Annotated in this window: 26 protein-coding genes and 1 pseudogene; 12 read left to right on the top strand and 15 right to left on the bottom strand. The window is 71.3% G+C overall.

All coding sequences use genetic code 11. From position 1 onward, the window contains the following. Positions 1-112: 112 nt before the first annotated feature. From ACFYZ8_RS27275 to ACFYZ8_RS27255, 5 genes are all read right to left on the bottom strand, one after another. Complete coding sequence (locus ACFYZ8_RS27275; protein ID WP_388533613.1) at positions 113-1,048, bottom strand: NAD-dependent protein deacetylase; 936 nt, start codon at positions 1,046-1,048, stop codon at positions 113-115. 55 nt (positions 1,049-1,103) lie between these two features. Beyond that, positions 1,104-1,751: an HAD family hydrolase gene (locus ACFYZ8_RS27270; protein WP_388533616.1), complete on the bottom strand. Its 648-nt coding sequence runs from the start codon at positions 1,749-1,751 to the stop codon at positions 1,104-1,106. 104 nt (positions 1,752-1,855) lie between these two features. Continuing rightward, positions 1,856-3,532, bottom strand: a complete 1,677-nt coding sequence (locus tag ACFYZ8_RS27265; RefSeq protein WP_389050133.1) for an MFS transporter — start codon at positions 3,530-3,532, stop codon at positions 1,856-1,858. Positions 3,533-3,662: 130 nt separating this feature from the next. Next, complete coding sequence (locus ACFYZ8_RS27260) at positions 3,663-5,306, bottom strand: peptidoglycan-binding protein (protein ID WP_388533621.1); 1,644 nt, start codon at positions 5,304-5,306, stop codon at positions 3,663-3,665. A 176-nt stretch (positions 5,307-5,482) separates the two neighbouring features. Then, positions 5,483-5,929, bottom strand: a complete 447-nt coding sequence (locus tag ACFYZ8_RS27255; RefSeq protein ID WP_359036219.1) for a peptidoglycan-binding domain-containing protein — start codon at positions 5,927-5,929, stop codon at positions 5,483-5,485. A gap of 275 nt (positions 5,930-6,204) precedes the next feature. On the opposite strand from ACFYZ8_RS27255, the gene ACFYZ8_RS27250 reads away from it, so the two are divergent. Both ACFYZ8_RS27250 and ACFYZ8_RS27245 read left to right on the top strand, forming a co-directional pair. After that, positions 6,205-7,089 carry a peptidoglycan-binding protein gene (locus ACFYZ8_RS27250; RefSeq protein WP_388533623.1) on the top strand — a complete coding sequence of 295 codons (885 nt, stop codon included), beginning with the start codon at positions 6,205-6,207 and terminating at the stop codon, positions 7,087-7,089. Beyond that, the gene (locus tag ACFYZ8_RS27245) at positions 7,086-7,970 is read left to right on the top strand and encodes a helix-turn-helix domain-containing protein (protein ID WP_388533626.1); all 885 of its coding nucleotides are present in this window, start codon (positions 7,086-7,088) and stop codon (positions 7,968-7,970) included. The genes ACFYZ8_RS27250 and ACFYZ8_RS27245 overlap by 4 nt, the downstream gene beginning before the upstream one ends. A 97-nt stretch (positions 7,971-8,067) precedes the next feature. Here ACFYZ8_RS27245 and ykgO read toward each other — a convergent pair whose 3' ends face one another. From ykgO to ACFYZ8_RS27215, 6 genes and pseudogenes are all read right to left on the bottom strand, one after another. Then, positions 8,068-8,190, bottom strand: coding sequence for a type B 50S ribosomal protein L36 (gene ykgO, locus ACFYZ8_RS27240; RefSeq protein WP_046258531.1), 123 nt, complete (start codon positions 8,188-8,190; stop codon positions 8,068-8,070). A 53-nt stretch (positions 8,191-8,243) separates the two neighbouring features. Beyond that, positions 8,244-8,408, bottom strand: a complete 165-nt coding sequence (gene rpmG, locus ACFYZ8_RS27235; protein ID WP_359036212.1) for a 50S ribosomal protein L33 — start codon at positions 8,406-8,408, stop codon at positions 8,244-8,246. A 139-nt stretch (positions 8,409-8,547) separates the two neighbouring features. Then, positions 8,548-8,678: pseudogene (locus tag ACFYZ8_RS27230) on the bottom strand (IMP dehydrogenase); the annotation flags it as partial. Positions 8,679-8,761: 83 nt separating this feature from the next. Further along, entirely contained in the window at positions 8,762-9,205 is a 444-nt protein-coding gene (locus tag ACFYZ8_RS27225; RefSeq protein ID WP_359036210.1) for an SRPBCC domain-containing protein, read from the bottom strand. Positions 9,206-9,219: 14 nt separating this feature from the next. Then, a complete protein-coding gene (locus tag ACFYZ8_RS27220) occupies positions 9,220-9,612 on the bottom strand; it encodes an ArsR/SmtB family transcription factor (RefSeq protein ID WP_389050124.1) in 393 nt (130 codons plus the stop codon). Positions 9,613-9,614: 2 nt separating this feature from the next. Then, positions 9,615-10,082 carry an SRPBCC family protein gene (locus ACFYZ8_RS27215; protein ID WP_359036206.1) on the bottom strand — a complete coding sequence of 156 codons (468 nt, stop codon included), beginning with the start codon at positions 10,080-10,082 and terminating at the stop codon, positions 9,615-9,617. A gap of 172 nt (positions 10,083-10,254) precedes the next feature. Between ACFYZ8_RS27215 and ACFYZ8_RS27210 the strand changes: the two genes are divergently transcribed. The 4 genes from ACFYZ8_RS27210 (at position 10,255) to ACFYZ8_RS27195 (ending at position 13,880) form a co-directional block, all read left to right on the top strand. Next, positions 10,255-11,202, top strand: coding sequence for an RNA polymerase sigma-70 factor (locus ACFYZ8_RS27210; RefSeq protein ID WP_359036204.1), 948 nt, complete (start codon positions 10,255-10,257; stop codon positions 11,200-11,202). A gap of 114 nt (positions 11,203-11,316) precedes the next feature. Further along, the gene (locus ACFYZ8_RS27205) at positions 11,317-12,513 is read left to right on the top strand and encodes an NAD(P)/FAD-dependent oxidoreductase (RefSeq protein ID WP_388533634.1); all 1,197 of its coding nucleotides are present in this window, start codon (positions 11,317-11,319) and stop codon (positions 12,511-12,513) included. 372 nt (positions 12,514-12,885) lie between these two features. Next, positions 12,886-13,470 carry a dihydrofolate reductase family protein gene (locus tag ACFYZ8_RS27200; protein ID WP_388533637.1) on the top strand — a complete coding sequence of 195 codons (585 nt, stop codon included), beginning with the start codon at positions 12,886-12,888 and terminating at the stop codon, positions 13,468-13,470. Further along, a complete protein-coding gene (locus tag ACFYZ8_RS27195; RefSeq protein ID WP_388533640.1) occupies positions 13,467-13,880 on the top strand; it encodes a VOC family protein in 414 nt (137 codons plus the stop codon). Before ACFYZ8_RS27200 ends, ACFYZ8_RS27195 begins: the two co-directional genes overlap by 4 nt. A 180-nt stretch (positions 13,881-14,060) precedes the next feature. On the opposite strand, the gene ACFYZ8_RS27190 is transcribed toward ACFYZ8_RS27195, so the two are convergent. The 3 genes from ACFYZ8_RS27190 to ACFYZ8_RS27180 form a co-directional block, all read right to left on the bottom strand. Continuing rightward, entirely contained in the window at positions 14,061-14,459 is a 399-nt protein-coding gene (locus tag ACFYZ8_RS27190) for a hypothetical protein (RefSeq protein ID WP_359036196.1), read from the bottom strand. A 40-nt stretch (positions 14,460-14,499) separates the two neighbouring features. Then, positions 14,500-14,931: an ATP-binding protein gene (locus tag ACFYZ8_RS27185; RefSeq protein WP_359036194.1), complete on the bottom strand. Its 432-nt coding sequence runs from the start codon at positions 14,929-14,931 to the stop codon at positions 14,500-14,502. A gap of 209 nt (positions 14,932-15,140) precedes the next feature. Beyond that, positions 15,141-15,947 carry a class I SAM-dependent methyltransferase gene (locus tag ACFYZ8_RS27180; protein ID WP_388533644.1) on the bottom strand — a complete coding sequence of 269 codons (807 nt, stop codon included), beginning with the start codon at positions 15,945-15,947 and terminating at the stop codon, positions 15,141-15,143. Between the two features lie 491 nt (positions 15,948-16,438). Between ACFYZ8_RS27180 and ACFYZ8_RS27175 the strand changes: the two genes are divergently transcribed. Both ACFYZ8_RS27175 and ACFYZ8_RS27170 read left to right on the top strand, forming a co-directional pair. Continuing rightward, a complete protein-coding gene (locus ACFYZ8_RS27175) occupies positions 16,439-17,095 on the top strand; it encodes a hypothetical protein (protein WP_388533646.1) in 657 nt (218 codons plus the stop codon). Between the two features lie 313 nt (positions 17,096-17,408). After that, positions 17,409-18,500, top strand: a complete 1,092-nt coding sequence (locus ACFYZ8_RS27170; protein ID WP_359036186.1) for an LLM class flavin-dependent oxidoreductase — start codon at positions 17,409-17,411, stop codon at positions 18,498-18,500. Between the two features lie 81 nt (positions 18,501-18,581). Here the strand turns inward: ACFYZ8_RS27170 and ACFYZ8_RS27165 are convergent, their stop codons facing one another. After that, the gene (locus tag ACFYZ8_RS27165; protein WP_389050122.1) at positions 18,582-19,679 is read right to left on the bottom strand and encodes a prephenate dehydrogenase; all 1,098 of its coding nucleotides are present in this window, start codon (positions 19,677-19,679) and stop codon (positions 18,582-18,584) included. Between the two features lie 352 nt (positions 19,680-20,031). Between ACFYZ8_RS27165 and ACFYZ8_RS27160 the strand changes: the two genes are divergently transcribed. Genes ACFYZ8_RS27160 through ACFYZ8_RS27145 form a run of 4 tightly spaced genes read left to right on the top strand, consistent with a single transcriptional unit; the run spans position 20,032 to position 25,033 of the window. Beyond that, complete coding sequence (locus ACFYZ8_RS27160) at positions 20,032-20,532, top strand: flavin reductase family protein (protein WP_388533650.1); 501 nt, start codon at positions 20,032-20,034, stop codon at positions 20,530-20,532. A gap of 44 nt (positions 20,533-20,576) precedes the next feature. Continuing rightward, complete coding sequence (locus ACFYZ8_RS27155; protein WP_359036180.1) at positions 20,577-22,100, top strand: FAD-binding oxidoreductase; 1,524 nt, start codon at positions 20,577-20,579, stop codon at positions 22,098-22,100. Between the two features lie 45 nt (positions 22,101-22,145). Then, positions 22,146-23,354 (top strand): acyl-CoA dehydrogenase family protein, encoded by a 1,209-nt coding sequence (locus ACFYZ8_RS27150; RefSeq protein WP_359036178.1) that lies wholly within the window; start codon positions 22,146-22,148, stop codon positions 23,352-23,354. Continuing rightward, positions 23,351-25,033, top strand: coding sequence for an AMP-binding protein (locus ACFYZ8_RS27145; RefSeq protein ID WP_388533654.1), 1,683 nt, complete (start codon positions 23,351-23,353; stop codon positions 25,031-25,033). The genes ACFYZ8_RS27150 and ACFYZ8_RS27145 overlap by 4 nt, the downstream gene beginning before the upstream one ends. The last annotated feature ends 12 nt before the right edge of the window (positions 25,034-25,045 follow it).

The following is a 25,045-nucleotide window of genomic DNA, read 5'->3' as shown; positions in this document are numbered from 1 at the left end:
GGCGGCGTCCGCAGGCGCTGCGACTTCCATGGTCCCCCGGACCACCCGCCGGCACACCCCCATGCTGGTGGGTGGTCTTGTCGACGGCCGACCACGCGTATGTCGTGCGCGCTCAGCTCTCGCGGTCGGCCGTCGTCACCGGCCCGGACGAGAGGGCCGTGTGTCCGTCGACGGGAAGGTTCAGCGCGTCCGCGACGGAGGACAGGGCGGTGCCCAGTGGGAGGCTGACGCGGGTGTGGGCGAGTTGGTCGCCGCGGGTGGGATCCCGGTTGATGATGAGGACCTGCTTGCCCGCCCGGGCCGCCTGACGGACGAATCTCAGCCCGGACATCACCGTGAGCGAGGAGCCCAGAACGAGCAGCGATCTCGCCGCATCGACCAACTGGCGGCAGTGCGCGATCCGTTGCGCGGGCACCGGCTCGCCGAAGAACACCACGTCGGGCTTGAGGACGCCCCCGCAGTCCGCGCAGGGCAGGACGCGGAAGCCGGCGACCTGTTCGTCGGAGAGGTCGGCGTCACCGTCGGGGTTGATGCCCGCGGCCACCGGCTCGAATGCCGCGTTGGCCTCTTCCAGCCGTACGGCGAGGTCGCGGCGTGAGGTGATGGCGTCGCAGGCCAGACACCGCACTCTTGCCAGGCTCCCGTGCAGTTCTACGACCCCCTCGGCGCCGGCGGCCTGGTGCAGACCGTCGACGTTCTGGGTGATCACCCCCGAGAGCAGAGCGTGCCGGCCGAACGTGGCGACGGCCTGGTGACCGGCGTTGGGGCGGGCGCGGCCGAAGGTACGCCACCCGAGATGGCTGCGGGCCCAGTACCTCTGCCGTGCCTGCGGGGAGGCGGTGAAGTCCTGGTACGTCATCGGCGTGTGCCGGCTCAGGCTTCCGCCCTCGCCCCGATAGGCGGGGATGCCCGACTCCGTGGAGATCCCCGCCCCGGTGAGCACCAGCACGCTGCCGGCGCTCAGCGCGTCCACCACCGGCTGGAGGTCGGTGGTGGACGGTGGCAGGTCAGGGGGAGGGGTCCAGTGGAGTGTGGGACGGGTCCGCATGCGTGCCAGGGTACGGAACCGGGCCGCTCCCGCTTCCGGGAAGCGGCCGTCGCGGCTATGCCGAGCCCTGGTCGAGCAGGTATCCGATGGCTTCGACCACGTCGGCGGCCGTGTGGTGGGGCGTCATCAGTCCGTCGGGCCAGGGGCGGCCGGTGACCCAGATGGTGCGCAGTCCCGCACCGTGGCCGCCGACGATGTCGGTCTCGGGATTGTCGCCGGTCATCCAGTCCCCGGGGGTGAGCTGGGTACCGCAGCGTGCGGCGGCGAGTTCGAAGAGGCGCGGGTCGGGTTTGCGTATGTCGATGTCGCCGGACGCGGCGATCCCGTCGATCAGGTCGGAGAGGCCGGTGGCGTGGATCTTGGCCCGCTGGATGTCGCTGGCGCCGTTGGTGGCCACACCGATGCTCCAGCCCGCCTCCTTGAGACCCTCCAAGCTGTCGACGACGGCAGGGCGGCAGTGCACGGACGCCGCCATACGGTCGATGTAGACGCGCCACAGATGATCGGCGCTCTCGCTGACGGGGAAGGCGGTGCGCAGCCGGTCGAAGTCATGCCGCTCGGCGTGGTCGGCGAGTTCGGTCAGCAGCCACTGTTCGATCTCCGGACCGTAGCCGTGGTCATGGCTCAGGGAGGTGATGGCCTCGGCGAAGGCGCCGGTGCGGTCGACGAGGGTGCCGTCCAGATCGAAGATCGCGAGTTTCACGATGGAGGACCCTACTTGCCGGGGCGAGCCACCGGTATGGGCTCCTCCTGCCCAGGGCTGCGCGCCGGACGGTCACCGCCGGCCGCGGGACGCCGAGCCCCGCGTCAGACGTCCAGCCTCGCGGCGGCGCGGTCGCGGGTGTCGGCGGCGGGGGCGATGAAGACGGCGGAGGCGACGAACACCAGAACCGCGGCCATGGCGGTACGCAGGCCGTAGTGGTCTCCCAGGAAGCCGAGGGCCGGCGGTCCGACGAGGAAGGCGATGTATCCGATGATGGCGACCAGTGAGACGCGCGCGGTCTGGTCGGGGCCCGAGTCACCGGCCGCCGACAGGGCCACCGGGAAGCCGAGCGAGGCCCCGAGCCCCCAGAAGAGGACGGAGGCCGCCGCCACGGCCACGTTGTCGGAGAAGATCACGAGCACGAGTCCGAGGGCACCGGAGAGGGCGCTCACGCGCAGGACGGCGGCTCGCCCGAAACGGATCAGGAAGAACGTGCCGCAGAAGCGCCCCAGCGTCATCGCGGCGGCGAACCCGACGTAGACGAGTGAGCCCGCTGTGGCGTTGAGGCCGTGGCCGTCCACCATGAGCAGCGGCAGCCAGTCGTTGGCCGCTCCTTCGGCGAGGGCCATGGCCAGCACGATGGCGCCGATGAGGAGGAGTCTGCGGTCCTTCCAGACCTGTGGCGCGGTGTGCTCGGCCGGGCCTGGCGTCCGAGGCCGGGTGCCGAGGCCGACGCCGGTCGGCAGAGCCCGTGCGGCGTGGACCAGCATCCCGGTGGCGGCGAGTGTGATCACGGCGAGATGCCAGTGGACGGGGATCCCGGCGGCTGTGGCGGTCATCCCGGCCAGGCCGCCGACCACCGTGCCCAGGCTGAAACAGCCGTGCAGAGTGGGCAGAACCGGTGTGCCGGTGATGCGCTCGACGTCGGCACCGTCCACATTGACCGCCACCTCGCCCGACCCCATGCCGGCGCCGAACAGGAAGAGCCCGGCGGTGACCAGCGGAGCCGACGGAACGGCACTGCCGAGGCCGGTGACGATCGTGGCCGAGATGATCAGGCTGGTGCCGAGCACGATCACCGGCCGGGTGCCGAAGCGCTCCACGAAGCGGCCGGAACACAGGATGCCGATCATCGATCCCAGGGACAGGCCGAACAGGATCAGCCCCATCTCCGCGGTCGACACGTCCAGTTGGTCCCGCACGTCGGGAGTGCGCGTGACCCAGGAGGACAGGGCGATACCCGGGAGGAAGAAGAAGAGGTACAGGGCTTGGCGGCGCCGGCGCACGGCGGGGTCTGTCAAGGGGAGGCTCCGCGGGGCTCGTGAGGAGGGGCGGGCAGGACACGGCTCCCGCATCCGTCCGATTATGTGCAAATGTACATAGCCGGTGTGCATGGCCGGGCATGGCAGAACGCCACTGCCGGGCTGCTCGGGGAACAGGTGCGGCCACCGGTGATCATCGGTGTGTGAACACAGAAGATCAGACGGTGGCCGCAGGACGGTGTCTGCGCTCTCACCCCGCGGTCGTCCCGAGCTGTCCGGGCCGACCGGCGGGCGCGCGGGATGCGGTGCACGATTCCTGACACCGCCGCCCGTGGCCGAGCGGTCTCCTGAGGACCGGTCCTCCGGGCGGGCCGGCGCGGCGGCCATGAGGGCCGGCACGAGGGCGATCATGCCGACGATGATGTTGTCGACGAGGGTCCTGGTGGTGCTGACGTCGCCGGCCACGGCCCAGGGAGCGACGATCGTCCACGCGCCGAGCGCGCAGGCGGCCCACGCCATGCTGTGTGAGCGCTCGTAGGCCCGGCCGAAGCCACCGCTCATGATCACGGCGTACGCGATGCCGACGGTCTCGGCAGGCCGCCGCGGCCTTTGTCGGGCCCTTCCGGCGGCTGGACTCCGGCACCGTTGCTCAGCGGACCCTGATGAAGACCACGTCGTATCCGTTGTTCGTGGCACGGGACTTGACGTAGACGCCGTCGCCGCCGCCGTTGGGGTTGCTCGTGTTGCCCTCGACGGTGGTGAAGGACGACCCGGACACCGTCCGTACGATGCCGATGTGCTCGTGGCCGCCGGTGAAATCGCTTCCGCCGTCCCAGTCGAAGGCCACGATGTCACCCGGCTGGGGGCTCGTGGTAACGGAGAGGTGGTACTGGCCGGCCCGCGCCTGCTTGACCCAGCCCGAGACGTAGGTGTTGCGGTAGGAGGTGGCCCCGGTCTGCTTGGCCACCCAGCTCACGAAGGTCGCGCACCAGGCGTAGTTGCTGGTGGACAGCGAAAGGCCGACCGCCGAGCCGTAGCTGTTCGCGCGGGCGCTGCCCTCGGCCGTGCCGGCCTCGGCCGCCGCCACGTCGAGGATCTTGGCGTAGCCGCCGCCGGGCGGGGGCGACGACGGCGGGGTGACCGCGCCGTACAGGGCGGACTTCGTGTTCGGGCCCACCTGGCCGTCGACCGAGAGGCCCTTCTCGGCCTGGAAGTCCCTGACGGCGCTGTCGGTGAGCGGACCGAAGTCGCCGTCCACGGCGAGATCGGCGCCGTGGTGGTTGAGGAGGCTCTGCAACTCGGTGACACAGCCGCTGCGCTGGCCCTTGACGATCTCGTTCGGGCAGGAGGCGGAGTTCAGGTTGATCGGCGCGGGTGCGCCGCTGCCGCCGCCACCGCCGATGTTCGAGTACAGGGCGGCCTTGGTGTTCGGACCGACCTGACCGTCGACGGACAGGCCGCTCGCGGACTGGAACGCCTTCACGGCCGCCAGGGTCTGCGGGCCGAAGCTGCCGTCGACGTCGAGGCTCTGCCCCTTGCCGTTGAGCAGGGACTGCAGGGTGGCGACACAACCGCCGCTCTGCCCCTCCACGATGTTCGCCGGGCACGACGCCGACCTCAGGTCCAGCCCCGTCGACGCAGCCTCATCGGTGTCGTACAGCTCCCGCTTGGTGTTCGCGCCGACCTGGCCGTCGACCGTGAGACCGTGGGCGGACTGGAAGCTGCGGACCGCACTCGCGGTCCCGCCGCCGAAGTCGCCGTCCACGTCGAGGGTGTACCCGTGGTGGATGAGCAGCCGCTGGAGCTCGGTGACGCAGCCGCCCTTGGCGCCCTGCACCAGGTTCGCGGGGCAGGCGGAGGAGTTGAGGTTGACGGGGGCGGGGGCCGAGCCTCCGGTCGCGTACAGCTTGCTCTTGGTCGCGGGGCCCACTCGCCCGTCCACGGCGATCGCCGTGGCGGCCTGGTACTCACGCACCGCGTAGAGCGTGGCCGGCCCGAACTGACCGTCCACCACCAGGCCGGCGCCGTGCGCGTTGAGGAGGTTCTGCAACTCCGTGACACAACCGCTCGCCTGGCCCTGCACGATCTCCTGGGGGCAGGACGCGGACGTCAGCCTGATCGGGGCCGGCGCCGCGGACGCCGGACCGGCACCGAGCACGATGCCGGCCGAGACCATCGCGGCGGTGGCGGCGAAGGTCCCGACGCGGATCCGCCACGGTGTCCTGGGACGGTGCGTGTCCCGATGCGGCAGGTCTGCTTCTTGGGGGCGGGCGAGGATGGCGAGTCTTCCCATGGTGGCGAGGTTCTCCTTCGGATGCGGGAGGGGAGAGTGGTGTGTTGCTCGTCCGGCGCGACGAACGTGGTGCGGGGCCGCGCCCTGGTGAACACACGCGCGGCCCGTCCCTGCCGGGCAAGGACGGGCCGCGGCCGGTCGTTCGGTGAACGGCCCGGTCAGGCAGGTCGTACGGGTCAGGCGGCGAAGCGCTTGAACGCCGCCCGGGTGCCCGGCCCGGCGATGCCGTCGATGTCGCCCGTGTAGCCGTAGTCGTCCTTCAGCAGACGCTGCAGCGCCTTGATGGTGTTGGGGCCGGGGTCCCCGTCGATGGCGCCCGTGTAGCCCCAGTACGTGGCGAGGCAGCGCTGGAAGGCCTTCCAGCTGTTGGTGCCCAGCTGACCGTCGATGGCGCCGGTGTAGCCCCAGTAGTCCGCGAGGAAGTCCTGGACGTTCTTGGCCTCGGCCGCGGTCAGACCGAAGTTCTGCGTCGCGGCCACGGCGGCGGGCCGGGCCGCCGCCGCCGACTGCGCGGTGGTCGCGGTCGCCGCGAAGCTGGTGCCCGCGGTCGCCACAGTGCCGGCGGCGAGGCCGGCAACGGCGACGAGGCCGGCGATGGTCCTGCCCAGAGCGTTCGGTCGCATGTGTTCCTCTTTCGGTTGTGGGGTCGGCACTTGTCCCGCCGGGCGGAGCAAGTGGCGGGACCACGGTGCAGGGCGCTCGGGCACGACCACCACGGCTGCGACAGAGGTGGCGGTCTTCTGGGACGACCTCGCTGCTGACCTGCGACGACGACATCCAGTGGGACGGTGTTGTGGGACACCTGTGACAGATGTGGCGTGCTCATGCAGAATGCGCAGCAACGGAGGAGACCTCTGTTCCACGCGCTGACCACGCTGACGACCGCTTTGGGGGAAACATGCCGCGTTCCAGGACGCTGCCCGCGGAACTGGACCCCAGCGCACGGCAGTTGGTGGCCCGCTTACGTCGGCTGAAGGAGCACAGCGAGCTGACGATGCGACAGCTCGCGGCCAAGACCGGCTACAGCGCCAAGTCCTGGGAGCGGTATCTGGGCGGTACGTCGCTGCCGCCGAGGGAGGCGGTGGAGTCGCTGGCCCGGATCACCGGCACGGACCCCGTCCCCCTGCTCGCCTTGCACGAGATCGCCGTCGACGCCCGGGACAGCCGTCGCGCACGGCCCGGCACGCAAGTCCAGGATCAGGATCAGGATCAGGTCCCGGATCAGGATCAGGGTCAGGTCCCGGATCAGGATCAGGATCAGGAGCAGGTCCAGGATCAGGAGCTGGTCCCGGATCAGGACGAGCGGCGGGAGCGGGATCGGGAGCTGCCGGCAGGCCCTTCCGCACACCCGCAGCCGGCACCCCGCCACCTCCCGCACCTCGCCCTCGCCGCAGGCGTCGCCGCCCTGGCCGTAGCCCTCTTGGCGGCGCTGCTGCTCGTGGTGCGCCTTGACGACGATGCCACCACCGCGGCCGTCACCGTCCCGCCCCGCACCACCGCGGCCTCCCCGCCGCCCGTCTACACCTGCCGCATCACCCGCACCGACGGCCGCTGGTCGGCCGGCATCAACAAGGGGCTCGACACCGAGATCGGCTACGGCGCCACCGGTGCCGACGTCGCCGAGGCGCAGTGTCTGCTGCGCCGGGCAGGCATCTCACCCGGCGGGATCGACGGCATGTTCGGCCCGCTGACCCTGCGGGCGGTCAAGACGTTCCAGCAGCGGGCGGGCCTTGTCGTCGACGGGATGGTGGGCCCGCGCTCGTGGAAGGCGTTGCGCGGATGACAGCCGGCGCGCCCTCCCCGCCGGGCGCCCGACTGGCCGCCGTACTGCGGGAGTTGCGCGGGCGCACCGGACTGAGCCTCACGCAACTCGCGAACGTGTCCACGTACAGCAGGTCGTCCTGGGAGCGCTACCTCAACGGCAAGAGCCTGCCACCGCGCAGCGCGGTCACAGAGCTGTGCCGTCTCGCCGACGAACCCGCCGACCACTCGCTGGCACTCCTGGACATCGCCCGCACGGACCGGGCGGCCCTGAGCGACACAGTCCGAACGCGTGACACCGTCCGAACCCGTACCCTCCCGCCCGTCACCGGCCCGAGCGACACGGTCGCGAGCAACGCCGACCACCCACGCGCACGCCCGACCGGTCATCGGCGCGCGAACGTCGTCATCGGACTCACGTCCCTGTGTGCCGTGGTCCTCGCGACGCTCGTGCTCGTCCACCTTCCCCCGTTGCACCGCAGGGCGGCCCCACCGTCCGCCACGCCCTTGATGGCGACCGGGGCGCTCTGCAGGCACACGGCCTGTCAGGACAAGGACCCGATCACGACGAGATGCGGCGCCGAGCCGCTCACCCTCGCCGAGCACGAGACGGCCACCGGCGCCTGGATCCAGATTCGCTACAGCCGGGAATGCGGGACGAGCTGGGCCCGGATGTGGGGCGCCGTCGTGAACGACAGCGTCCAGATCCGGACAGGAGGCAGGCACGGCTTCCTGCACACCGCCCGGGTCACCACTCCGCGCGAGGCCGACACCTACGTCCACACCCTCATGAGCGTCATCAGACCCGGAACATCCGTGCAGGCCTGCTTCACCCCTGCGACCGGCGGCGGCAAGGAGTGCTTCGAGGCGTCCTCCGCGGACCGGACGGCCTCCGCGCCGTGAGGCTGGTTGGAGCGTCTGACGGCCTTTCGACCGGTACGGCGACGGCCCGGCACCGCGAGTGCGGTACCGGGCCGTAGTGCGTGGGGCGTGGGGCGCGTCAGCCCTGGCGGGCCTTGAAGCGGGGGTCCTTCTTGTTGAGAACGAAGGTGACGCCCCGTCGGCGTACTACCTGAGCGCCGGGCTTGGCCTTGAGCGAGCGCAGTGACTTACGTACTTTCATCGGGGGTGGTGCCTCCTTGCTGGGCCCTCGTCGTCGGGCGACGAGGGCGCATGTCAGCGTTCTTCGCGGAACAGGACGTGTCCGCCGACCGCCGGGTCGTACTTGCGCAGGACCAGCCGGTCAGGATCGTTCAGACGGTTCTTGCGGGTCACGTACGTGACTCCGGTGCCTGCCGTCGACGTCAGCTTGACGACGGGCCGCGTGCTGCTGCGTGCCATGAGGAGCTCCTTCCGTCGACACCCGAATTAAATGACTCGGTCATGTCAGACGATCCTTCCAACGCCGCCGGGCGGTGCCGCATTCCCGCTCCGTGAGGAGCACGTCGTGGTTGACGCCGACGTAGCCCAGGTGTCCGCCGATGCCTTCCAGGCCGACGGCGCCGTCGCCGACGACTGCGACGGTCTTGCCGGGCCGGCCTCGGCGGCGCCGGCGGCGTACCAGCCGGTGCCGAGCGCGTCGGAGGCGGCCGGCAGGGCGGGGATCAGATCCCAGCGCGCCGTTGGGCTTGGCCACCATCGCCCAACTCGCCTGCTGATCGCGGTCGCTGTGATCCTCGTCGGGCGTCGCCGGGTCAGTGCCAGTCGCTGATCTTGACGTCACGCGGATCAGGGGCACCCTCCCCGGTCTCGAGGAGCTGCTTGAGGCTCAGCAGGAAGGTGGCCCACTTGGTGCTGCAGTGGTGCATGAACTCGACCGGCTCGCGCCAGCCCTCGTGCTTGAACAGTACGACCGTGTAGTCGCCGTCCTGGCGCAGGTCCCACTGCACGCTGGTGCCGATCCATTCCTGCGGTCCGTCCACGACGTCCCAGCGGACGAGCCGGCCCGGATCGAGCTCGGCGACCTTCATGTCGAATCCGCCCGGCCCGAACCGGAACTCGATCACGCCGCCGAGGTCGGTCCTTCCGGACGTCTTCTCGGTCCACCAGCCGGACAGGCCGTCGAGGGTCGTGAGCGCGTCGTACACCTGCCGCGGCGAGGAGTGCTCGATGCCGATGCGGTGAAGGATGTCTGCCATCTCCGTGTTCCTCTCTACTGTTTCTGGTCGGCGTCGGCGTCGGCGTCGGTATCGGTATCGGTGCCGGGGGCGCTGTCGCCATCCGTGTCCTTGCGGCGCTGGATGGTCTCGGCGATGCGCTTGATGCGCTGGAGACGGGAGTCCCAGGCGGCGCCGACGTCGGTGAGTTGGGCGACGGCGCGGGCGAGCTGGGCCTGATCGACGCGGAACTGTTTCTCGCGGCCGGCGGTGGTGGCGTGAACCAGCCCGACCCGGTCGAGGACGGCGAGGTGTTTCGCCACCGCCTGACGGGTCACCGGCAGGTGCTCGCTCAGGCTGGTCGCCGTCCCGCTGCCCTCGTTCAGCAGCAGGTCGAGCATCCGGCGCCGGGTCGGATCGCCGACCGCCGACCAGAGGTCGTCGTCCACCGTCACGCTTGACCACCGGCTTCGACCTTCGCGGCGTACGCCGGCAGCCGCGGCAGGTAGAAGTCCCAGCCGGTGACGTGCTCGGCGTATGTGGCGGCTACCTTCGCCTCTCCCCAGCCCCGCTCGCGGAAGCCGCTCTCGGTCATCCGCAGGAGCGTCCCCGTCCCGGTGGGCTCGAGCTCGAAGACGACCAGGTTCGAGTTGCCCGGGGCGGCTGGTTCCCCCTCCTCGTGGGTCCACCGGAAGGAGAAGAGCCGCGGGGGCACGGCTTCGACGACCGTGAACTGCACCCAGGTGCCGCCCTGCGAGCAGTCCCCGAAGCCGATCCGCCCCGTTCCGCCGGGCACCGCCGGGAACTCCGCCTCGTCCGGCCACCACTCGCGCAGGTGCTCGGGACTGCTCACCACGTCGAAGACGACTTCGGGTGAGGCGTCGATGTGGATCTCCCGCTCGATCGTTCCGTACTCCATGTCCGCTCCGCCCGCCTTCTGCAACTTTTGGTTGCATGTCAATCTAGCGAGCGCACGGGGAATGTGCAACCTTTGGTTGCGGGAAAGGGCGGAGACCCTTGAGCCTGTCCCTCGCATGCCGCCGTCGCTGCCATGTGGCCGTGAATCCGCAGACCCTGGATAGGATCCCGGCATGGCCCTGACGCGCAGTGACGTAGACCGGTTCGAGGCGGCCAGACCTCGTCTCGAGGCCATCGCCTACCGCATGCTCGGTTCCGCGACTGAGGCGCAAGACGTCGTACAGGAAACGTATCTGCGCTGGCAGGGGGCCGAGGTCGCGCGCATCGAGGTGCCGGAGGCCTGGCTGACCAAGGTGCTCACCAACCTCTGCCTCAACCAGCTCACGTCGGCCCGTGCCCGCCGCGAGACCTACGTCGGCCAGTGGCTGCCCGAACCACTGCTCGAAGGCGACCCGATGCTGGGACCGGCGGAGACGGCCGAGCAGCGCGAGTCGGTGTCCTATGCCGTGATGGTCCTTCTGGAGCGGCTCTCGCCGAACGAACGCGCGGTGTACGTGCTGCGGGAGGCGTTCGCGTACTCCCACCGGGAGATCGCCGAGATCCTGGAGCTCACCGAGGCGGCCAGTCAGCAGATCTTCCATCGCGCGAAGAAGCATGTGGCGCAGGGCGGGGCGCAGGTCGAGATCGACAAGGCGGCCGCGCGCCGGATCGTCGAGGAGTTCCTCGCCGCGGCGACCAGCGGTGAGACCCAACCGCTGATCAAGCTGCTCACCTCGGACGCCATCGTGGTCGGCGACGGCGGCGGGAAGGTGCCGGCCCGGGCCAGTGCCGTCGCCGGCGCCCACGCGGTGGCCAAGTTCCTGCGCGGGCTGTTCAAGCCGGCCCCGGCCAAGCGGGAGCTGGTCGGCGGTTCGCCCGATCTCTACGCCACCACGGCCAACGGCGGCCCCGCGGTCGTGGCCGTGGTCGACGGGCGGGTCTTCGGCGTCATGTGCCTGGAGCGGACGCAGGAAGGCGTCGTCGCGGTACGCAGCCAGGTCAACCCGGACAAGCTGGAGCGCGCGACACAGCGGTGGGCGGCGGGCGATTTCGGTCCTCCGGTCCTGACCGGAGCCCTCTGATCCCGAATGTGACGCAGGTCACTCCTGTCTCCTGTCAGGGATCCGGGGGCTGCCCGGTTCAAGGGGCGTGACCGGGCCAGAAGGCACCGGACCCGTCTGGACAGGAGTGAGCGAATGCAGCACCGGATCATCGTCCTCGGCGCCGGCTATTCCGGAGCGATCGCGGCAGGCCGCCTCGCCAAGCGGCTGCGCCGTGAGGACGTCGCCATCACACTCGTCAACGCCGAGCCCGACTTCGTCGAGCGGGTCCGGATGCACCAACTGGCCGTGGGCCAGGAGCTCAAGCCGCGCCCGCTGGCCGAGGTGTTCGCCGGCACGGGCGTCGAGGTGAAGCTCGCGAAGGTCACCTCGATCGACGTGGACCGCAGGGCGGTCGCCGTGCAGAGTGCAGAGGGCGCGGCGGAAATGCCGTACGACACCCTCGTGTACGCGCTCGGAAGCGCCGGGAACGACCACGGTGTCCCGGGCGTCATCGAGCACGCCCACCAGATCGCGAGCCGCCCCGGCGCACTCCGGTTGCGCGAGCGGCTGGCCCAGCCGGCCGAGGGGGAGACGGTCCTCGTCGTGGGCGGCGGGCTGACCGGCCTGGAATTCGCGACGGAGGTGGCTGAGGCACGCCCGGACCTCGACATCAGCCTCGCCGCACGCGCCGAACTGGGCGACTGGCTTTCCCCGAAGGGCCGTACGCATCTGCGCAAGGTCGTCGACAGGCTCGGCATCACGGTGCACGAGAACACCGCGGTGACCGCGGTCGAGGCGGACCGGGTCACGACCGCGGACGGCCGGACCATCCCCGTCGCCGTCACCGTCTGGACGACGGGCTTCGCGGCACACCCGCTGGCCGCGTCCACCAGCCTCGAACTCGCCGACGACGGCCGCATCCTGGTCGACGCGACGATGCGGTCCGTCTCGCACCCGGACGTCTACGCGATCGGCGACGCCGGCCACGCCCTGGGCGCCGGCGACAAGCCACTGCGCATGTCCTGCGCCTCCGGCACCCCCATGGCCTGGCAGGCCGCCGACTCCATCGCGGCCCGCCTGACCGACGGCAAGCTGCCGAACGTCCCGCTGCGCTACTTCAACCAGTGCGTCTCCCTCGGCCGCAAGGACGGCCTGATCCAGTTCGTCACGGCTGACGACCGTGCCGTGGACCGGGCTCTGACCGGCCGCTTCGCGGCTCGCTACAAGGAATTGATCTGCCGGGGCGCGGCATGGGGCATCGCCAACCCGACGCTGGGCATCCCGGTGCGACGGCGGCGGATGGTGGCGAGCGGCGTGGCGTCGGAGAGGACGCCACGGGTGGCGGCCTGATGCCGGCGGTGCCCTGCACGCGGTACGGAAGACTCGGAGCGCTCCGGAGTCTTCCGTACCGCGCGGTGACCGAGTGACGAAGTCATGCGCCTTCACGACCGGTCCGGGATCGAACGCGGTCCGTGGTCTGTGGTCCGCTGACATTCCCGGCTTCCTGGCCCCGGTAAGGGAGGTGCCGGAGTGCCGCACCAGCAGGACATGGACCGGGACCCGCCGGCTCGGAGCAACTGGTCGTCTCACCGCTGTCGAACCGGCGCGTCGGGCCGATGAGTTTGCCCGTCGCCTGAAGTCTGACCTGTGACGAGCCCGCACCGTCGGCGGATCAGGAAAGACCGGATCCCGTGTGGTCACGGTGTCGAGAGGGAGATCAGGATGAGCAATCCGATTCGGCTGTACATGTCGATGTCGCTCGACGGCTATGTCGCCGGCCCGGACGATCGGCCGGGGCAGGAGCTCGGACGCGACGGCGGACGGCTCTTCAACTGGCTCGACGACCGGAACTCCGACGGCCCGAGCGGCCAGGTCTACGGCGAGGCGCTGGCCACCGGCGCGTTGATCTCCGGGCGCCGGACCTTCGAACTCGCCGGGCGGTGGCAGGGCGATCACCACGACGGCGTACCGATCTTCGTCCTCACCCACCAGGTGGAGGACGGGGACGTCCCCCCTGGCCACGCGCGTTTCGTCACCGATGTCGAGGACTGCGCCCGTCAGGCTCGCGCAGCCGCGGGGGACCGGCCGGTCATGGTCCATGGGGCACAGGCAGCCCAAGCGCTTCTGCGAGCCGGGCAGCTGGACGAGATGGAGATCCATCTGATTCCCGTTCTCCTCGGGGAGGGGCGGCGGCTGTTCGACCACCTGGGCGGCGGTCACATCGAACTCGACCTCGTCCGACGGCTCGAGGACCGAGACGTCACACACCTCCGCTACCGCGTGCGTCGACCGGAGGAGACCGCGTGAAGACGCTCTTCGTCTCCTACCGCGTCACCGATCTCGACCGCTCGCTCGGTTTCTACACCGCCTTGGGCTACGCCGAACTGGGCAGAGTCGAGACCGGCGGCGGGACTCGCCTCGTGATCCTCAAGTTCCCCGGCGAACCGGCCGCCTCGCTCGAACTGGTCCACCGCCCCGGCGACGGACCGGTCGACGTGGGCAGCGGCTTCGACCACCTCGCGATCCAGGTGGACACGCTTGCCACCACCCTCGAGACGTTGACCGAAGCCGGCCTGGTGCCGGAACCCCTCCAGTACCCGGGCGGCCCTCAGGGCCCGAAGACGTCGTGGCTCACGGACCCGGACGGCTACCGGATCGAGTTGGTGGAGTGGCCACCCGGACATCCCGACGGCATCACCGCAGCGGACTTCGCCTGAGGCGGTCCCGTTCTGCGAAGCGATGATCAGACGCTGATGAAGGGCGTGGCGCTCGCTCACGACAAACCGCCGTCGAGTCATCGCCGAACGGACCGCACGGCTCGATGAGGAGCGGCTCCGCGCCTCCGCAAGAAGGACCTGTTCCTCTTGCCGTCAGAGTGTCCGCCCACGCCTCACGAATCAGGGCCTGCCCGTCCGGGTACGCCCTGGCGTCGCCTCATCGCTGCGCGGAGCGCGCCTCTCCGTGCGGTAGTCGTAGTACGCCCACACCACCACCGCCAGGCCGGCCGTGACTCCGACTGCCACGATCCGTACGGCCCCGCTGGTCAGGGCGGCGGCCAGACCGGTGAGTCCGGCGCCGCACAGCATGAGTACGCGACTGACGAACCGCTGTTCAGGCGGTTGCGGTTCCTCCCGGTCCTTGAGATCGTGCACGGCGTCACGCGCTGGATGCGGGGAACCGCGCCGGACACGGGCCCGGTATGTCAGCCCGTAGCTGATCAGGGCGTACAGCGCTAGAGCGCCAAGGATCCAGAGCCAGGCGTACGGGTCGTCACTCGATCCTCGTGCCAGATGCATGACACCGCCCTCCACAGCGGGCTTCACCGATGAGCAGAACTCAACTGCGCTGGTCCTCAGGGTCGTTGGCGGCCGCGTGGTCGGCGGGACGGAAACATGCCGTCACCGTCTTGCCGTGCCGTTGGCACCTCGTCCCCCACTCATCGGCGAGCGTGCGCACGATGGACACCCCGCGGCCGGAGACCGCGCCCTGCTCCGGTTCACGCTGCCGCGGCAGCGACGGGTCCTCGTCGTGGACACTCACCTGGAGACAGTCACCGTCCCAGGTGAGGACCAGGTGTGCATCGCTGTGAGCGTGGATGTGCGCATTGGTGATCAGCTCGGACACCGCCAGCACGATGGCATCCACCGTGTCCGGCTCCGCGGCGGTCCAAGGCAGCGACTCCAGACGCTTGCGTGTCCACTCCCGGCCCACGCGCACTCCTTCGGACACGGGGAACGAGTGCGCCCACCCCATCGCCTTCACCGCCACTGTCCGGCTTCCTCTCCTCGGCCCACCAAACGTCGTGTGCACGCACCGGGTACCCGGCCGCCGGCTCAACAGGCATGATGACGCCCTCCCCTGAGAGCACGCCCGGATCAGGTGGCAGCGCGAGCACGCGCCGGGAACCGGCGGACGCGTCTGTGGTCTGCGACCCCTTCGGGTTTCCCACGCGATGACCCGTACCCGGCCGGGGGAGGTCAGGCCGGACGCTGAGCCAGGTAGACGGTCGCGGTCATCGATGCCGTCACGGGTCCGTTCCCGAGACGGTCCGTCATCCTCTGCGTGACGGCGGCTCGCAGGCCTTGGACGTCCTCACGGGCCTGCAGAGCGGCGCTCACGGGTGTGCCCGTGAGCAACCCGGTGGCGACGGACGCGGCCGATTCCGCGGCGCCCTCCAGCGTGACCTCCTCGCTGCCGACCAGGGTCAGCCCGGCGGCCGCGAGATCCGCGGCGACGACGGCCGGATCGGTGTAGCCGTGGGGCACGTCCCTGAGGAAGGGCGGCGCGGCTTCGGGCATGGACTGTTCCAGGGCCGCCTGGAACGCGGCTCCGAACCCGTGCGAGTCCAGCGGCCCCCAGCTGCTGAACAGGAACCGACCCTGCGGGGCCAGAACCCGGCGCACCTCGGCGTAGGCGGCGGGTCTGTCGGGAAAGAACATCACCCCGAACTGGCACAGAACGAGATCGAAGCCGCCATCCTCGAAAGGCAGCTTCTGGGCGTCCGCCTGCCGCCAGTCGGCACGCGGCTCCCGTGCCGATCCGGCCGTGACCATCGCCTCGTTGAAGTCGGTCGCCACCACCGAGGCCGTGGGCGCCTCGGTGACCAGGGCCGAAGTCAACGCCCCGGTACCGGCGGCGAGTTCCAGAATCGTGCGCGGTCGCAGTGCCGCCGCCCTGGTGGCCATGTCGGAGGCGAAGGGACGGAAGAAGACCGGTACCAGGTGACGCTCGTAGGCTTCGGGCATGGACTGGGTCCAGCGCCGGTTCGCATCTTCTGCGCTCATTTGACCGACATTAGCCCTGTGGGAGATGTGCGGCGAGCGTCGAAACCGCGTGGCTTCGTGTCAGCGCTGTCTCACTTGGATGAGTACTCCTCCGCTGGCACCCCTCCCAGCACAGGCAGCGGAAGCGCCACCCGTCTTCCCAGACCGAACTCCTCTCCCTCGCCGAAGACTTCCACGTCACCCTGGTCTTCGAGACCGGACAGGAAGTCCTCGACATCCTCGATCCAGGGAAAAGGGGAGGAGTCGTCCGGCAGGTCCGGACTCTTCCCGGCCCAACCGGGGGCCGGCCGCGTCAGCAGCCCTGCTGAGGTTGAAAGGGCTCCACGTCTTCGTCGTGACGGCCGTCCGCCGTCCGCCGTCCGCCACGGCGGCGACGTCAGGTGAAGGCGCCGGACCAGCGGCCCGCCACTTCACGCGGTACCCCGCGCGATGCCGTGCCGGGCCGGTAGGGCAGCATCTGCTCAACCGTCGCCGGCCCGTGAAGGATCGTCATGCCTCCCATCCGCTATGCCATACCGCCCGTCCTGCTCGCCTGCCTCCTGGTGACGGGCTGTTCGTCCGTCCGACTCGGCACGCCGACACCCTCCGACACCCAGAACCCCGCGCCCGGCGCGCCAGCCGGATCAGGGCGGCCGATCGCGGTGGGGGAGGGCCCGCACAAGCACTACACCGTGCAGCAGCAGCCGGCCGCCGGCTCGTGCCACTACCGTTTCGAGCACGGCGAACCCCTAGAGGACCCACAGTGCACGCCCGGCGCCATCTCCCCGGCGGTCACCCAGGCGAACCTGAAGTCGACGATCTGCCGCAAGGGCGGCTACACCTCCGGCGTACGCCCCTCCGCGTATGTGACAGGCAAGGAGAAGAGGCTCAACGCCGCCTCCTACGGCTACACCGGCCGCATGGCCGATGCCGAGTACGACCACCTGATCAGCCTGCAGCTGGGTGGCGACCCGAACGATCCGCGGAACCTGTGGGTGGAGCCGGCCGACCCCGGCCACAGGAAGGGCGCCGGGGTGAACAACAAGAAGGACCCGGTGGAGACGAAACTGCACACCGCGGTCTGCAAGGGCCAGGTCCCACTCGCCGCCGCGCAGCAGGCCATCGTCACCGACTGGACCACCGCCCTGACCGTCCTTCACCTCAGCTGACAAGGCGGCCGCATCCGCCGGCTGAGACGGCTCTGGGAAGCTGGGGCGTCGGTCTTGTCGTCCATCCCGCTGGTGAATCCGTGCGAGGGCGATGAGCCGGTGCTGCTGCGGATGATCTTCGGCCAACCTCGCCCCCTGCGTGAGACGCTCGGGGACCGCCGCCGACTCCCGGGACAACCGCCCTCTCCCGCCTTCTGCCAGGGAGAACAGAAGACCGCGATGCGGCGGAAGCCAGCTGCCGGGCCCTCTTGGATCACGCCACCTCGATCCGCGGCACGGAATAGCCCAGGGCCGGCAGCCCGTTGCCGCGGTCATGACTGAGCCGATCAGCGATTCCTTACGAGGTGGCGCACAGGGAAGCGCGCCCGTTCCGTTGTCCGTTCTCGATCTGGTGGCCGTGGGCGAGGGAAAGACGGCCAAAGAGGCGCTGTCGGCCTCGCAGAGGCTGGCCCGGCTGGCCGAGTCCAGGGGGTTTCTGCGCTACTGGGTGGCGGAGCACCACTCCATGCCGGGCATCTCCAGCAGCAGCCCGGCGGTGATCCTCGCCCACCTGGCGGCCCACACCGAAACTCTGCGGCTGGGCTCGGGCGGGGTGATGCTGCCCAACCACGCCCCGCTGGTGGTCGCCGAGCAGTTCGGCACCCTGGCGGCCCTCGCCCCGGGCCGCGTCGACCTGGGGCTGGGCCGCGCCCCCGGTACCGACGGCGCAACGGCGGCGGCACTGCGCCGGTCCGACGCCGTACAGGGGGCGGCGGACGACTTCCCGGCCGAGGTGACCGAACTCCTGGGCTTCCTGCGCGACGACTTCCCCGACCGGCATCCGTACCGCAACGTGCACGCCGTACCCGGTCCCGTTCAGGGGCCCGTGGACCAGCCGCAGGTGTGGCTGCTCGGATCCTCCGGCTTCTCCGCCCGCCTTGCCGGACAGCTCGGGCTGCCGTTCGCCTTCGCCCATCACTTCTCCGCGCAGAACACCCTTCCGGCGCTGGAGCTGTACCGCAGCACGTTCCGCCCTTCCGCCGCACTGGCCGAGCCGTACGTGGTGGTCGGCGTCTTCGCGTTCGCGGGCGAGAACGCCCGGGAGGCGAGGCGGCAGGCGCTCACCGGGGCGCTCGCCACCGTGCGGCTGCGCAGCGGACGGCCGGGGCTGGTCCCGACTGCGGAGGAGGCCGAGGCGCACGTCTTCACCCAGCAGGAGACGGCCGCTCTCGGCACCTGGCTCGACAATGCCCTGTACGGCACCGCGGACGAGGTGACCGCCGGTCTGGACGAGCTGCAGAAGCGGACCGGCGCGGATGAGCTGATGCTGGCGATGAATTCGCACAGCCTCGAATTCCGGGTGCGCTCCTACGAGTTGATAGCCGACGCCTACGGGCTGCCGAACGGCGCCGAGGCGGCCGGCTGACGGAAGGGGCGAGACGTACGTGAGGCCCCGGTCCGCTGCTGGGACCGAGGCCTCACGGTGGTGCCGGTACAGCCCGGCGGTTCAGGAGGAGGTGGCTGCCACCGATACCCGCCATCCGCCGTCCGCGAGCCGGTGGCGGACGGACTCGGCGGTGAGCGGGGGCGCGGCCAGGCGCGCCGAGAGCTCCGCGGACCCCTCCGACCAGCACAGGTCTATACCGTCCGGGCACATGCCGGCCCCCTGCGCGGCGTCGATCAGCCGGTCCACCTCGCCGGGCCGGTCGGCGATCGGAACCGTCAGCGTCACCTGGCCGGCCGCGGTACGACCCGGCTCGTAGACGGCCTCCCAGCCCTCCCGGCCGCGCAGCAGCAGCTCCTTGACCGTGCCCAGGGCGTCCTCGGTGTCGGGCGCGGAGAGCTCCAGCGCGTTCAGCGCGCCGGTGAGAGCCTCCAGGTCCTTCATCACCTCGCCGAGGATCTCCGCAACGGCCGACGCGTTGGAGCGGATGATGTCCGTCCACAGGGCCGGGTCACCGCCCGCGACCCGGATGACGTCCCGCACCCCCCGGCCGGCCAGGTCGAGCGCCTCCCGGGGCGCGCCGCCCAGCCTCGCCGCCATCAGGGTGGCCACCAGGTGCGGCGCGTGCGAGACGAGGGCCACCGCGCGGTCGTGCGCGCTCGGTTCCATCACCACGGGGAGGGCGCCGCACAGCGACACCGCGGCCAGCGTCCTGTTGAGCGCGGCCGAGGAAGTCCGTGGGCCCGGCGTCAGCACCCAGGTGCAGTCCTCGAAGAGGTCGGCGCGGGCGGCCAGCGGACCGGAGAGCTCGCTGCCGGCCATGGGATGACCGCCCACATAGGTGGAGTCCTCCACCTCGGCGCCCGAAACCGCCGGCGTCGTGGGGGACTTGACGCTGGCCACGTCGGTATAGGCGTGCGCCAGTCCGAGCCGCTGCTGTTGTGCCAGTACCTGGGCGACGCAGGTGGGCGGTACGGCGATCACGGCCAGATCCACGCGTTCGGCGGGTGGGCCGAAGGCGCCGGCCCCGCGGGCGGCGGCGACCCGGGCCGCTCCTTCGTCGATGTCCAGCAGGTGCACCCGGACACCACGGCGACTGAGGGCGAGGCCCGCCGACGTTCCGATGAGTCCGGTACCGACCACTGCTGCGGTGCGGATCACTGCTTCCCCCTTCTGGCCGGCCTCCGGCCGGATCAACCGTTCGCGGGAGCGACGCGTCCCGCCGGGCGCGGAGCACGACGGTCGCCATCCCTTCCTCCGCGCCCGTCGCAGTGTCACCGGAAACCGGGCCCCGGTACTCGGCCAGCCGCGCACGGCGTGTACCGCATCCGCGCACTTCGCGAGCGCGTGGGATCCGTGCGCTCGTGACTACGCGAACGCGACAGAGCGCATGCGCGGGGACGGCAGAGTCGGCCGGTCTGCGCTCGTAACTTGCTGTTGCCGAGGGGGCACCCGGCGGCGCCGCAAGGAGCGCCCCGAGAGCGTTCGTTCGCGTACGGAGGAGGAGCGAGCCGTGGAACTCGATCTGCGCACCGCGATGCGGCATTTCGCCACCGGCGTCGGGGTGGTGAGCACGTGGGCCCCCGAGCCGGGCGTCCGCGGCGGGCGACGCCATGACGCCATTACGGTCAACTCGCTGATACCGGTGTCGTACGACCCCCCGCTCGTCGCGCTCTCGCTCCGCCACGGTTCGGCATTCCTCGCCGACCTGCTGGAGACCCGCAGGTGGGGGGTGTCGATCCTGGCGGCGGACGGGGCGGACACGGCGAGGCTGCTGGCGCGCTCCCGGGAGTCCCGGACCGAGGCGCTGAGGACGCTGTCCGCGGTCCCGGGCCGGCACACCGGCGCCCTGCTCTTCGACGGCCCAGGCTGGCTCGAGTGCGCCCTCACCGACTCCTTCACGGTAGGGGATCACCTCATGGTGATCGGCACGGTACTGGCCACGGGGGTACGCCCGCCGCAGGACCCCTTGGTGTTCCTGCACGGCTCGCTGACACCGGCGACGACGCCCTGAACCCGCCTGCCGACACCTCTCACCGCCCTCCAAGGAGGCCTTCCATGTCCGCACCGCCCATCGGCCCGAGCAGTTCCGCAGACATCCACCCCACCTCGTCGGCCGCGCCCACCGCGTTGGGGGAGACCCTGGACGCGGCCGCGCGGATCCTCGGCGAGGATCGGGTCCTGCGCGCGGCGGGCGGCAGTGACCCGGCGCTGCTTCTCGGTCCCAACGTGAGCCTCTTCCGCTCCCGTCGCGTTGCCGCCGTACTGCGGCCGACCCGGCCCGAACAGGTCCGTGACGTCGTGGAGTTGTTCTCCCGGGCCCCCGACTCCGGGAGCCTGCACGTGATCAGTACCGGCCGCAACTGGGGGCTGGGCTCGCGGGAGCCGGCCCAGGACGACGTGGTGGTGCTGGACCTGGGCGGGCTCGACCGGGTGCGGGAGCTGGATCTGGAGGCCGGCTGGGCCGTGGTCGAACCAGGTGTCACCCAGGGGCAGTTGTCGCGGCTGCTCGCGCACACGCCCCGGATGGTCAACGTCACCGTCTCCGCCGCCGCCACCAGCGTCCTGGGCAACGCCCTCGACCGCGGTGTCGGACTGCGCGGCCAGCGCACCGACGATCTCGCCGGACTGGAGGTGGTGCTGCCGGGCGGCGAGACGGTCCGGGTGGGATGGTGGCCGTCCTCGGGGCGGAGCGCGCCGGTGTATCCGCACGGTCTGGGGCCGTCGGCCCTGCCCCTGTTCGTCCAGTCCAACCTGGGCGTGGTGACCGCCGCCGTGATCCGGCTGCCCGCCCGGCCCGAGGCCCTGCGCGTGGTGCGCCTCGGCTTCCCGGCGGCCGCGCTCACCGAGGCCACGGACGCCGTACGCCGCTGGGTCGCCCAGGGGCTGACCCGGGGCGTCCCCCGCATCTACGACTCCGCGGCCGGGCTGTCGTACGGCGGAACCCCGGACGAGTTCCTGGTGCACCTGCCCGTCGACGGGACCGCCGAGGCCGTCGAGGCGCTCACCGGCATCCTGACCGCCGAGGCGCACCGCTCGGGCCTGTTCACCCAGGTCTCGGCCACGGACGCCACCGATCCCGCCCACCCGCACCATGAGACGGCCCGCCTCGTGGAACGCGGTTACGCCGGCGACCCCGACGTCGCGGACAAGCTGTTCCGCACCAAGATGGGCGTGGCCGCCGACAAGGTGGACGCGGAGGCCGGGTTCCTGTTCTTCCTGCCGCTGCTGCCGTTCACCGGAAAGGCCGTCGCCCAGGCGGACCGGCTGCTGCGGGAGGCGGCCGCCGCGACGGGGGTACGGCTCTCCGCGACCCTGCACCTGCTCGGCTCCGACCTCATCGACTGCGTGGTGGCGATGAAGTTCGGCCGCGAACAGGAAGCGGCCGCGCGGGCGCACCGCGCGCTGGACCTGCTCCACACCTCGTTCGCCGACGCGGGTTTCGCCCCGTACCGGCTGGACGTCGACCACGCCCACCGGCGTGACGCCCTCGCCGTCGATCCCGGAGCCCTCGCTCTGGTCCGTCGGCTCAAGGCGGTCCTCGACCCCAACCATGCCATCGCACCGGGGCGTTACCGCTGAACGCGGGACACCACCGGACACGAGTGAGACAGGGGACTGACGCAGATGGTCACAACACAGGCGGCCGCCGAGGCGCGCCCCGCTGTCCCGCCCACCACGGCGGACGAACTTCTCAGCCGCGCCGAGGAGTTGGTCCCGGTGCTGCGGGCTGCCTCCGAGGAGATCGAACAGGCCCGCCGGCTGCCGGCCGCGGTAGTGGAACAACTGCGCGCCGCCGGTGTCTTCCGCATGGGCGTGCCGGCCGAGCGGGGTGGCCCGGGGCTCGACTCCGTGCAGCAGACAGAAGTGGTGGAGATCCTCGCCCGCGGTGACGCCTCCGCCGCCTGGTGCGCCATGATCGGCATGGACACCCCGCTGTACGCGCAGTTCCTGCCCGAGTCCGTCGCCCGTGACGAACTCGGCGACCCGGACACCATCACGGCCGGGCTGATCCTGCCGCTGGGCCGGGCCGAGCGGGTTCCCGGCGGCTACCGGGTCACCGGACGCTGGCAGTTCGGCAGTGGCATCACCCACGCCGACTGGGTGGTGGCCGGGTGTCTCGTCCACCGGGACGGCCGGCCGGAGCCCGGGCCGGACGGGGGAGCGGGCCACTGGCGCATCATGCTCGCGCGCCGCGAGGAGTTCGAGATCATCGACACCTGGCACACGACCGGTCTGGCCGGCAGCGGCAGCTGCGACTACCAGGCCCACGACCTGTTCGTCCCGGAGCGGCACTCGTTCAGCCTGGGCACACCTCGGGCGAAGGGCCCCTACGCGACGCCGGAGGCGATCCTGCGGAACATGCCCGGCGTGCCGCTGGGTGTGGCGCGGGCCGCCCTGGACTACGTACGGGAGCTGGCCGTCGGCCGCACCGACCGTGCCGCGGCCACGCCCTGGGCCGACACCTACCGGGTGCAATTGGCCGTCGCGGAGTCCGAGATGGAACTGGGGGCGGCCCGGCACGCCGTCTACGGCAGTCTGCGCCGGCAGATGCGGATCCTGGAGGCGGGCGGTGAGATAGGCCGGGACGACCGGGTGGACACCGTGCTCGCGCGGGTCAACGCGTTCCGGGTGGCCCGCACCATCGTCGGTCGGCTCTACGACCTGGTGGCCACGACAGCCGTCTACCGCCCCTCACCACTGGATCGTTGGCTGCGGGACCTGACGACGATGCGGCAGCACGTGATCGCGCAGGACCAGGTGCTCCAGTCGGCGGGGGCGCATCTGCTGGGCGGCACCCCGTTCAATCCGTTCAGCCTGGGCATCGTGGCGTGAACAGCCCCGAGCACGCCGACGACGGGAGGTATCCGGCCGCGTTGGCCCCCGCATCCCGCGCCGACGACCATGGACAACGGGGCGCGTCGGCCTCCGACGCTCTCGCCGTCCTGCACGGCGGACCGCTGCCCCCGCCACCGGCCGACACGCTGGGCGAGGCCCTGCTGCGCGCCACGCGCACCGGGCACGGCGTGGTCCTGATCGACGGTGAGGGCACCGCGGCCCGCCGCTCCTACACCGAGTTGTACGACGACGCGCTGCACACTCTCGCCGGACTGGCCGCCGCCGGCCCCCCGCCCGGCGCGCCGGTGATCCTGCGGACGGCGGACTCCGCCGACCTGCTCACCGCCTTCTGGGCGTGTGTGCTCGGTGGCCTGGTCCCGCTGCCGGTGCCGCCCGGCACCGACGAGGCCGGGCTCGGCGAGGCCGTCGCCGCGGTGGGGGAGGCGTGGCTGCTCACCGACGATGTCCCCGGGCCGCTGCCGCCGGGGCTGCGCCGCCTCGGTCCGATCGGCGCGCTGCGGCAGGGCCGGCCGGGGCGGCCGGTCGAGGCCCTGCCGGACGACCTGGCGGTGCTCACCCTCACCTCCGGCAGCGCCGGGCGGCCCAAGGCGGTCCCGCTGACCCACCGTCATGTGCTGGCCCGCGCGCACGCCACCGCCGTGGCGCGCGGGCTGGACGCGACCACCCGGAGCCTGAACTGGATGCCGCTCGACCACGTCAGCGGGATCGTCATGTTCCATGTGCGGGACGTGTTCCTCGGCTGTCATCAGGTTCATGTCGACACCGAGTGGGTCCGCGCCGACCCGCTGCGCTGGCTGGACCTGGCCGACGCCGAGCGGATCGACACCACGTGGGCACCGAACCGCACCTTCGCGCTCGTCGCCGACCGGATCGACGAACAGCCGGACCGTTCCTGGGACTTGAGCGGATTGCGGTACATCATGAACGGCGGTGAGGCGGTACGGGACCGCACCACCCGGCGGTTCGTCGCCGCGCTGGCCCCGCACGGGCTGCCGCCCGGCGCCGTGCACCCCGGATGGGGGATGCCGGAGACCGCTTCGGGTGTCGTGGACAGCGTGTTCCGTCCCGGGGACGGCCCGCCCCGGCGCCATGTACCGGTGGGTGTACCGCATCCCGGGGTGTCGGTGCGGGTCGTCGGCGAGGACGGACGGGTGCTGCCCGTCGGCGCCGTGGGACGACTCCAGGTCACGGGTGTACCGGTGGTCGACGCCTATCTCGAGGGCGGTGTGCCGCGGCCGGCGCCGCGGTCGGCGGACGGCTGGCTGGTCACCGACGACCTGGCCTTCGTGGCGGACGGCGAGCTGACCGTGACCGGCCGCGCCGACGGCGTCATCGAACTGAACGGCGCCTTGTACCACGGCCACGAGATCGAGGATGCGGTGGATCAACTGCCGTGTGTGCGGCCGTCGTTCACCGTCGCCCGCGCCTGTGCCGCGGACGGTGCGGGACCTGAGGGCCTCGCGGTCTTCTTCAGCCCCCGGGCGGGGGTGCCCGCGCGGGAGGCGGAAGCGCTGGTGCGGGAGCGGCTGCGGCGCCGGTTCGGCGCCGACGGGGCCCATGTGGAGGCGCTGATGGAGCACGAACTGCCCAGGACGGCCACCGGAAAGCTCCGCCGCTCGGTGCTGGCCGCCCGGCTGCCCGGAGCCCGGCGGTGACCGCGGGCGCCC

This window comes from Streptomyces sp. NPDC001668, assembly GCF_042893155.1.
Lineage (GTDB): Bacteria > Actinomycetota > Actinomycetes > Streptomycetales > Streptomycetaceae > Streptomyces.
The sequence above is the reverse complement of the archived record's forward strand: the minus strand, read 5'-3'. Positions and strand labels throughout refer to the sequence as shown.

Excerpts from the sequence above, each read along its gene's own strand:
- ACFYZ8_RS27225 (WP_359036210.1), bottom strand. The coding sequence starts at position 9,205 with ATGGCAGACATCCTTCACCGCATCGGCATCGAGCACTCCTCGCCGCGG.
- ACFYZ8_RS27245 (WP_388533626.1), top strand. The coding sequence starts at position 7,086 with ATGACAGCCGGCGCGCCCTCCCCGCCGGGCGCCCGACTGGCCGCCGTA.
- ACFYZ8_RS27210 (WP_359036204.1), top strand. The coding sequence starts at position 10,255 with ATGGCCCTGACGCGCAGTGACGTAGACCGGTTCGAGGCGGCCAGACCT.
- ACFYZ8_RS27175 (WP_388533646.1), top strand. The coding sequence starts at position 16,439 with ATGCCTCCCATCCGCTATGCCATACCGCCCGTCCTGCTCGCCTGCCTC.
- ACFYZ8_RS27205 (WP_388533634.1), top strand. The coding sequence starts at position 11,317 with ATGCAGCACCGGATCATCGTCCTCGGCGCCGGCTATTCCGGAGCGATC.
- ACFYZ8_RS27215 (WP_359036206.1), bottom strand. The coding sequence starts at position 10,082 with ATGGAGTACGGAACGATCGAGCGGGAGATCCACATCGACGCCTCACCC.
- ACFYZ8_RS27155 (WP_359036180.1), top strand. The coding sequence starts at position 20,577 with ATGTCCGCACCGCCCATCGGCCCGAGCAGTTCCGCAGACATCCACCCC.
- ACFYZ8_RS27265 (WP_389050133.1), bottom strand. The coding sequence starts at position 3,532 with ATGGCGTGGGCCGCCTGCGCGCTCGGCGCGTGGACGATCGTCGCTCCC.
- ykgO (WP_046258531.1), bottom strand. The coding sequence starts at position 8,190 with ATGAAAGTACGTAAGTCACTGCGCTCGCTCAAGGCCAAGCCCGGCGCT.
- ACFYZ8_RS27260 (WP_388533621.1), bottom strand. The coding sequence starts at position 5,306 with ATGGGAAGACTCGCCATCCTCGCCCGCCCCCAAGAAGCAGACCTGCCG.
- ACFYZ8_RS27250 (WP_388533623.1), top strand. The coding sequence starts at position 6,205 with ATGCCGCGTTCCAGGACGCTGCCCGCGGAACTGGACCCCAGCGCACGG.
- ACFYZ8_RS27150 (WP_359036178.1), top strand. The coding sequence starts at position 22,146 with ATGGTCACAACACAGGCGGCCGCCGAGGCGCGCCCCGCTGTCCCGCCC.
- ACFYZ8_RS27275 (WP_388533613.1), bottom strand. The coding sequence starts at position 1,048 with ATGCGGACCCGTCCCACACTCCACTGGACCCCTCCCCCTGACCTGCCA.
- ACFYZ8_RS27255 (WP_359036219.1), bottom strand. The coding sequence starts at position 5,929 with ATGCGACCGAACGCTCTGGGCAGGACCATCGCCGGCCTCGTCGCCGTT.
- ACFYZ8_RS27180 (WP_388533644.1), bottom strand. The coding sequence starts at position 15,947 with ATGAGCGCAGAAGATGCGAACCGGCGCTGGACCCAGTCCATGCCCGAA.
- rpmG (WP_359036212.1), bottom strand. The coding sequence starts at position 8,408 with ATGGCACGCAGCAGCACGCGGCCCGTCGTCAAGCTGACGTCGACGGCA.
- ACFYZ8_RS27190 (WP_359036196.1), bottom strand. The coding sequence starts at position 14,459 with ATGCATCTGGCACGAGGATCGAGTGACGACCCGTACGCCTGGCTCTGG.
- ACFYZ8_RS27200 (WP_388533637.1), top strand. The coding sequence starts at position 12,886 with ATGAGCAATCCGATTCGGCTGTACATGTCGATGTCGCTCGACGGCTAT.
- ACFYZ8_RS27170 (WP_359036186.1), top strand. The coding sequence starts at position 17,409 with ATGACTGAGCCGATCAGCGATTCCTTACGAGGTGGCGCACAGGGAAGC.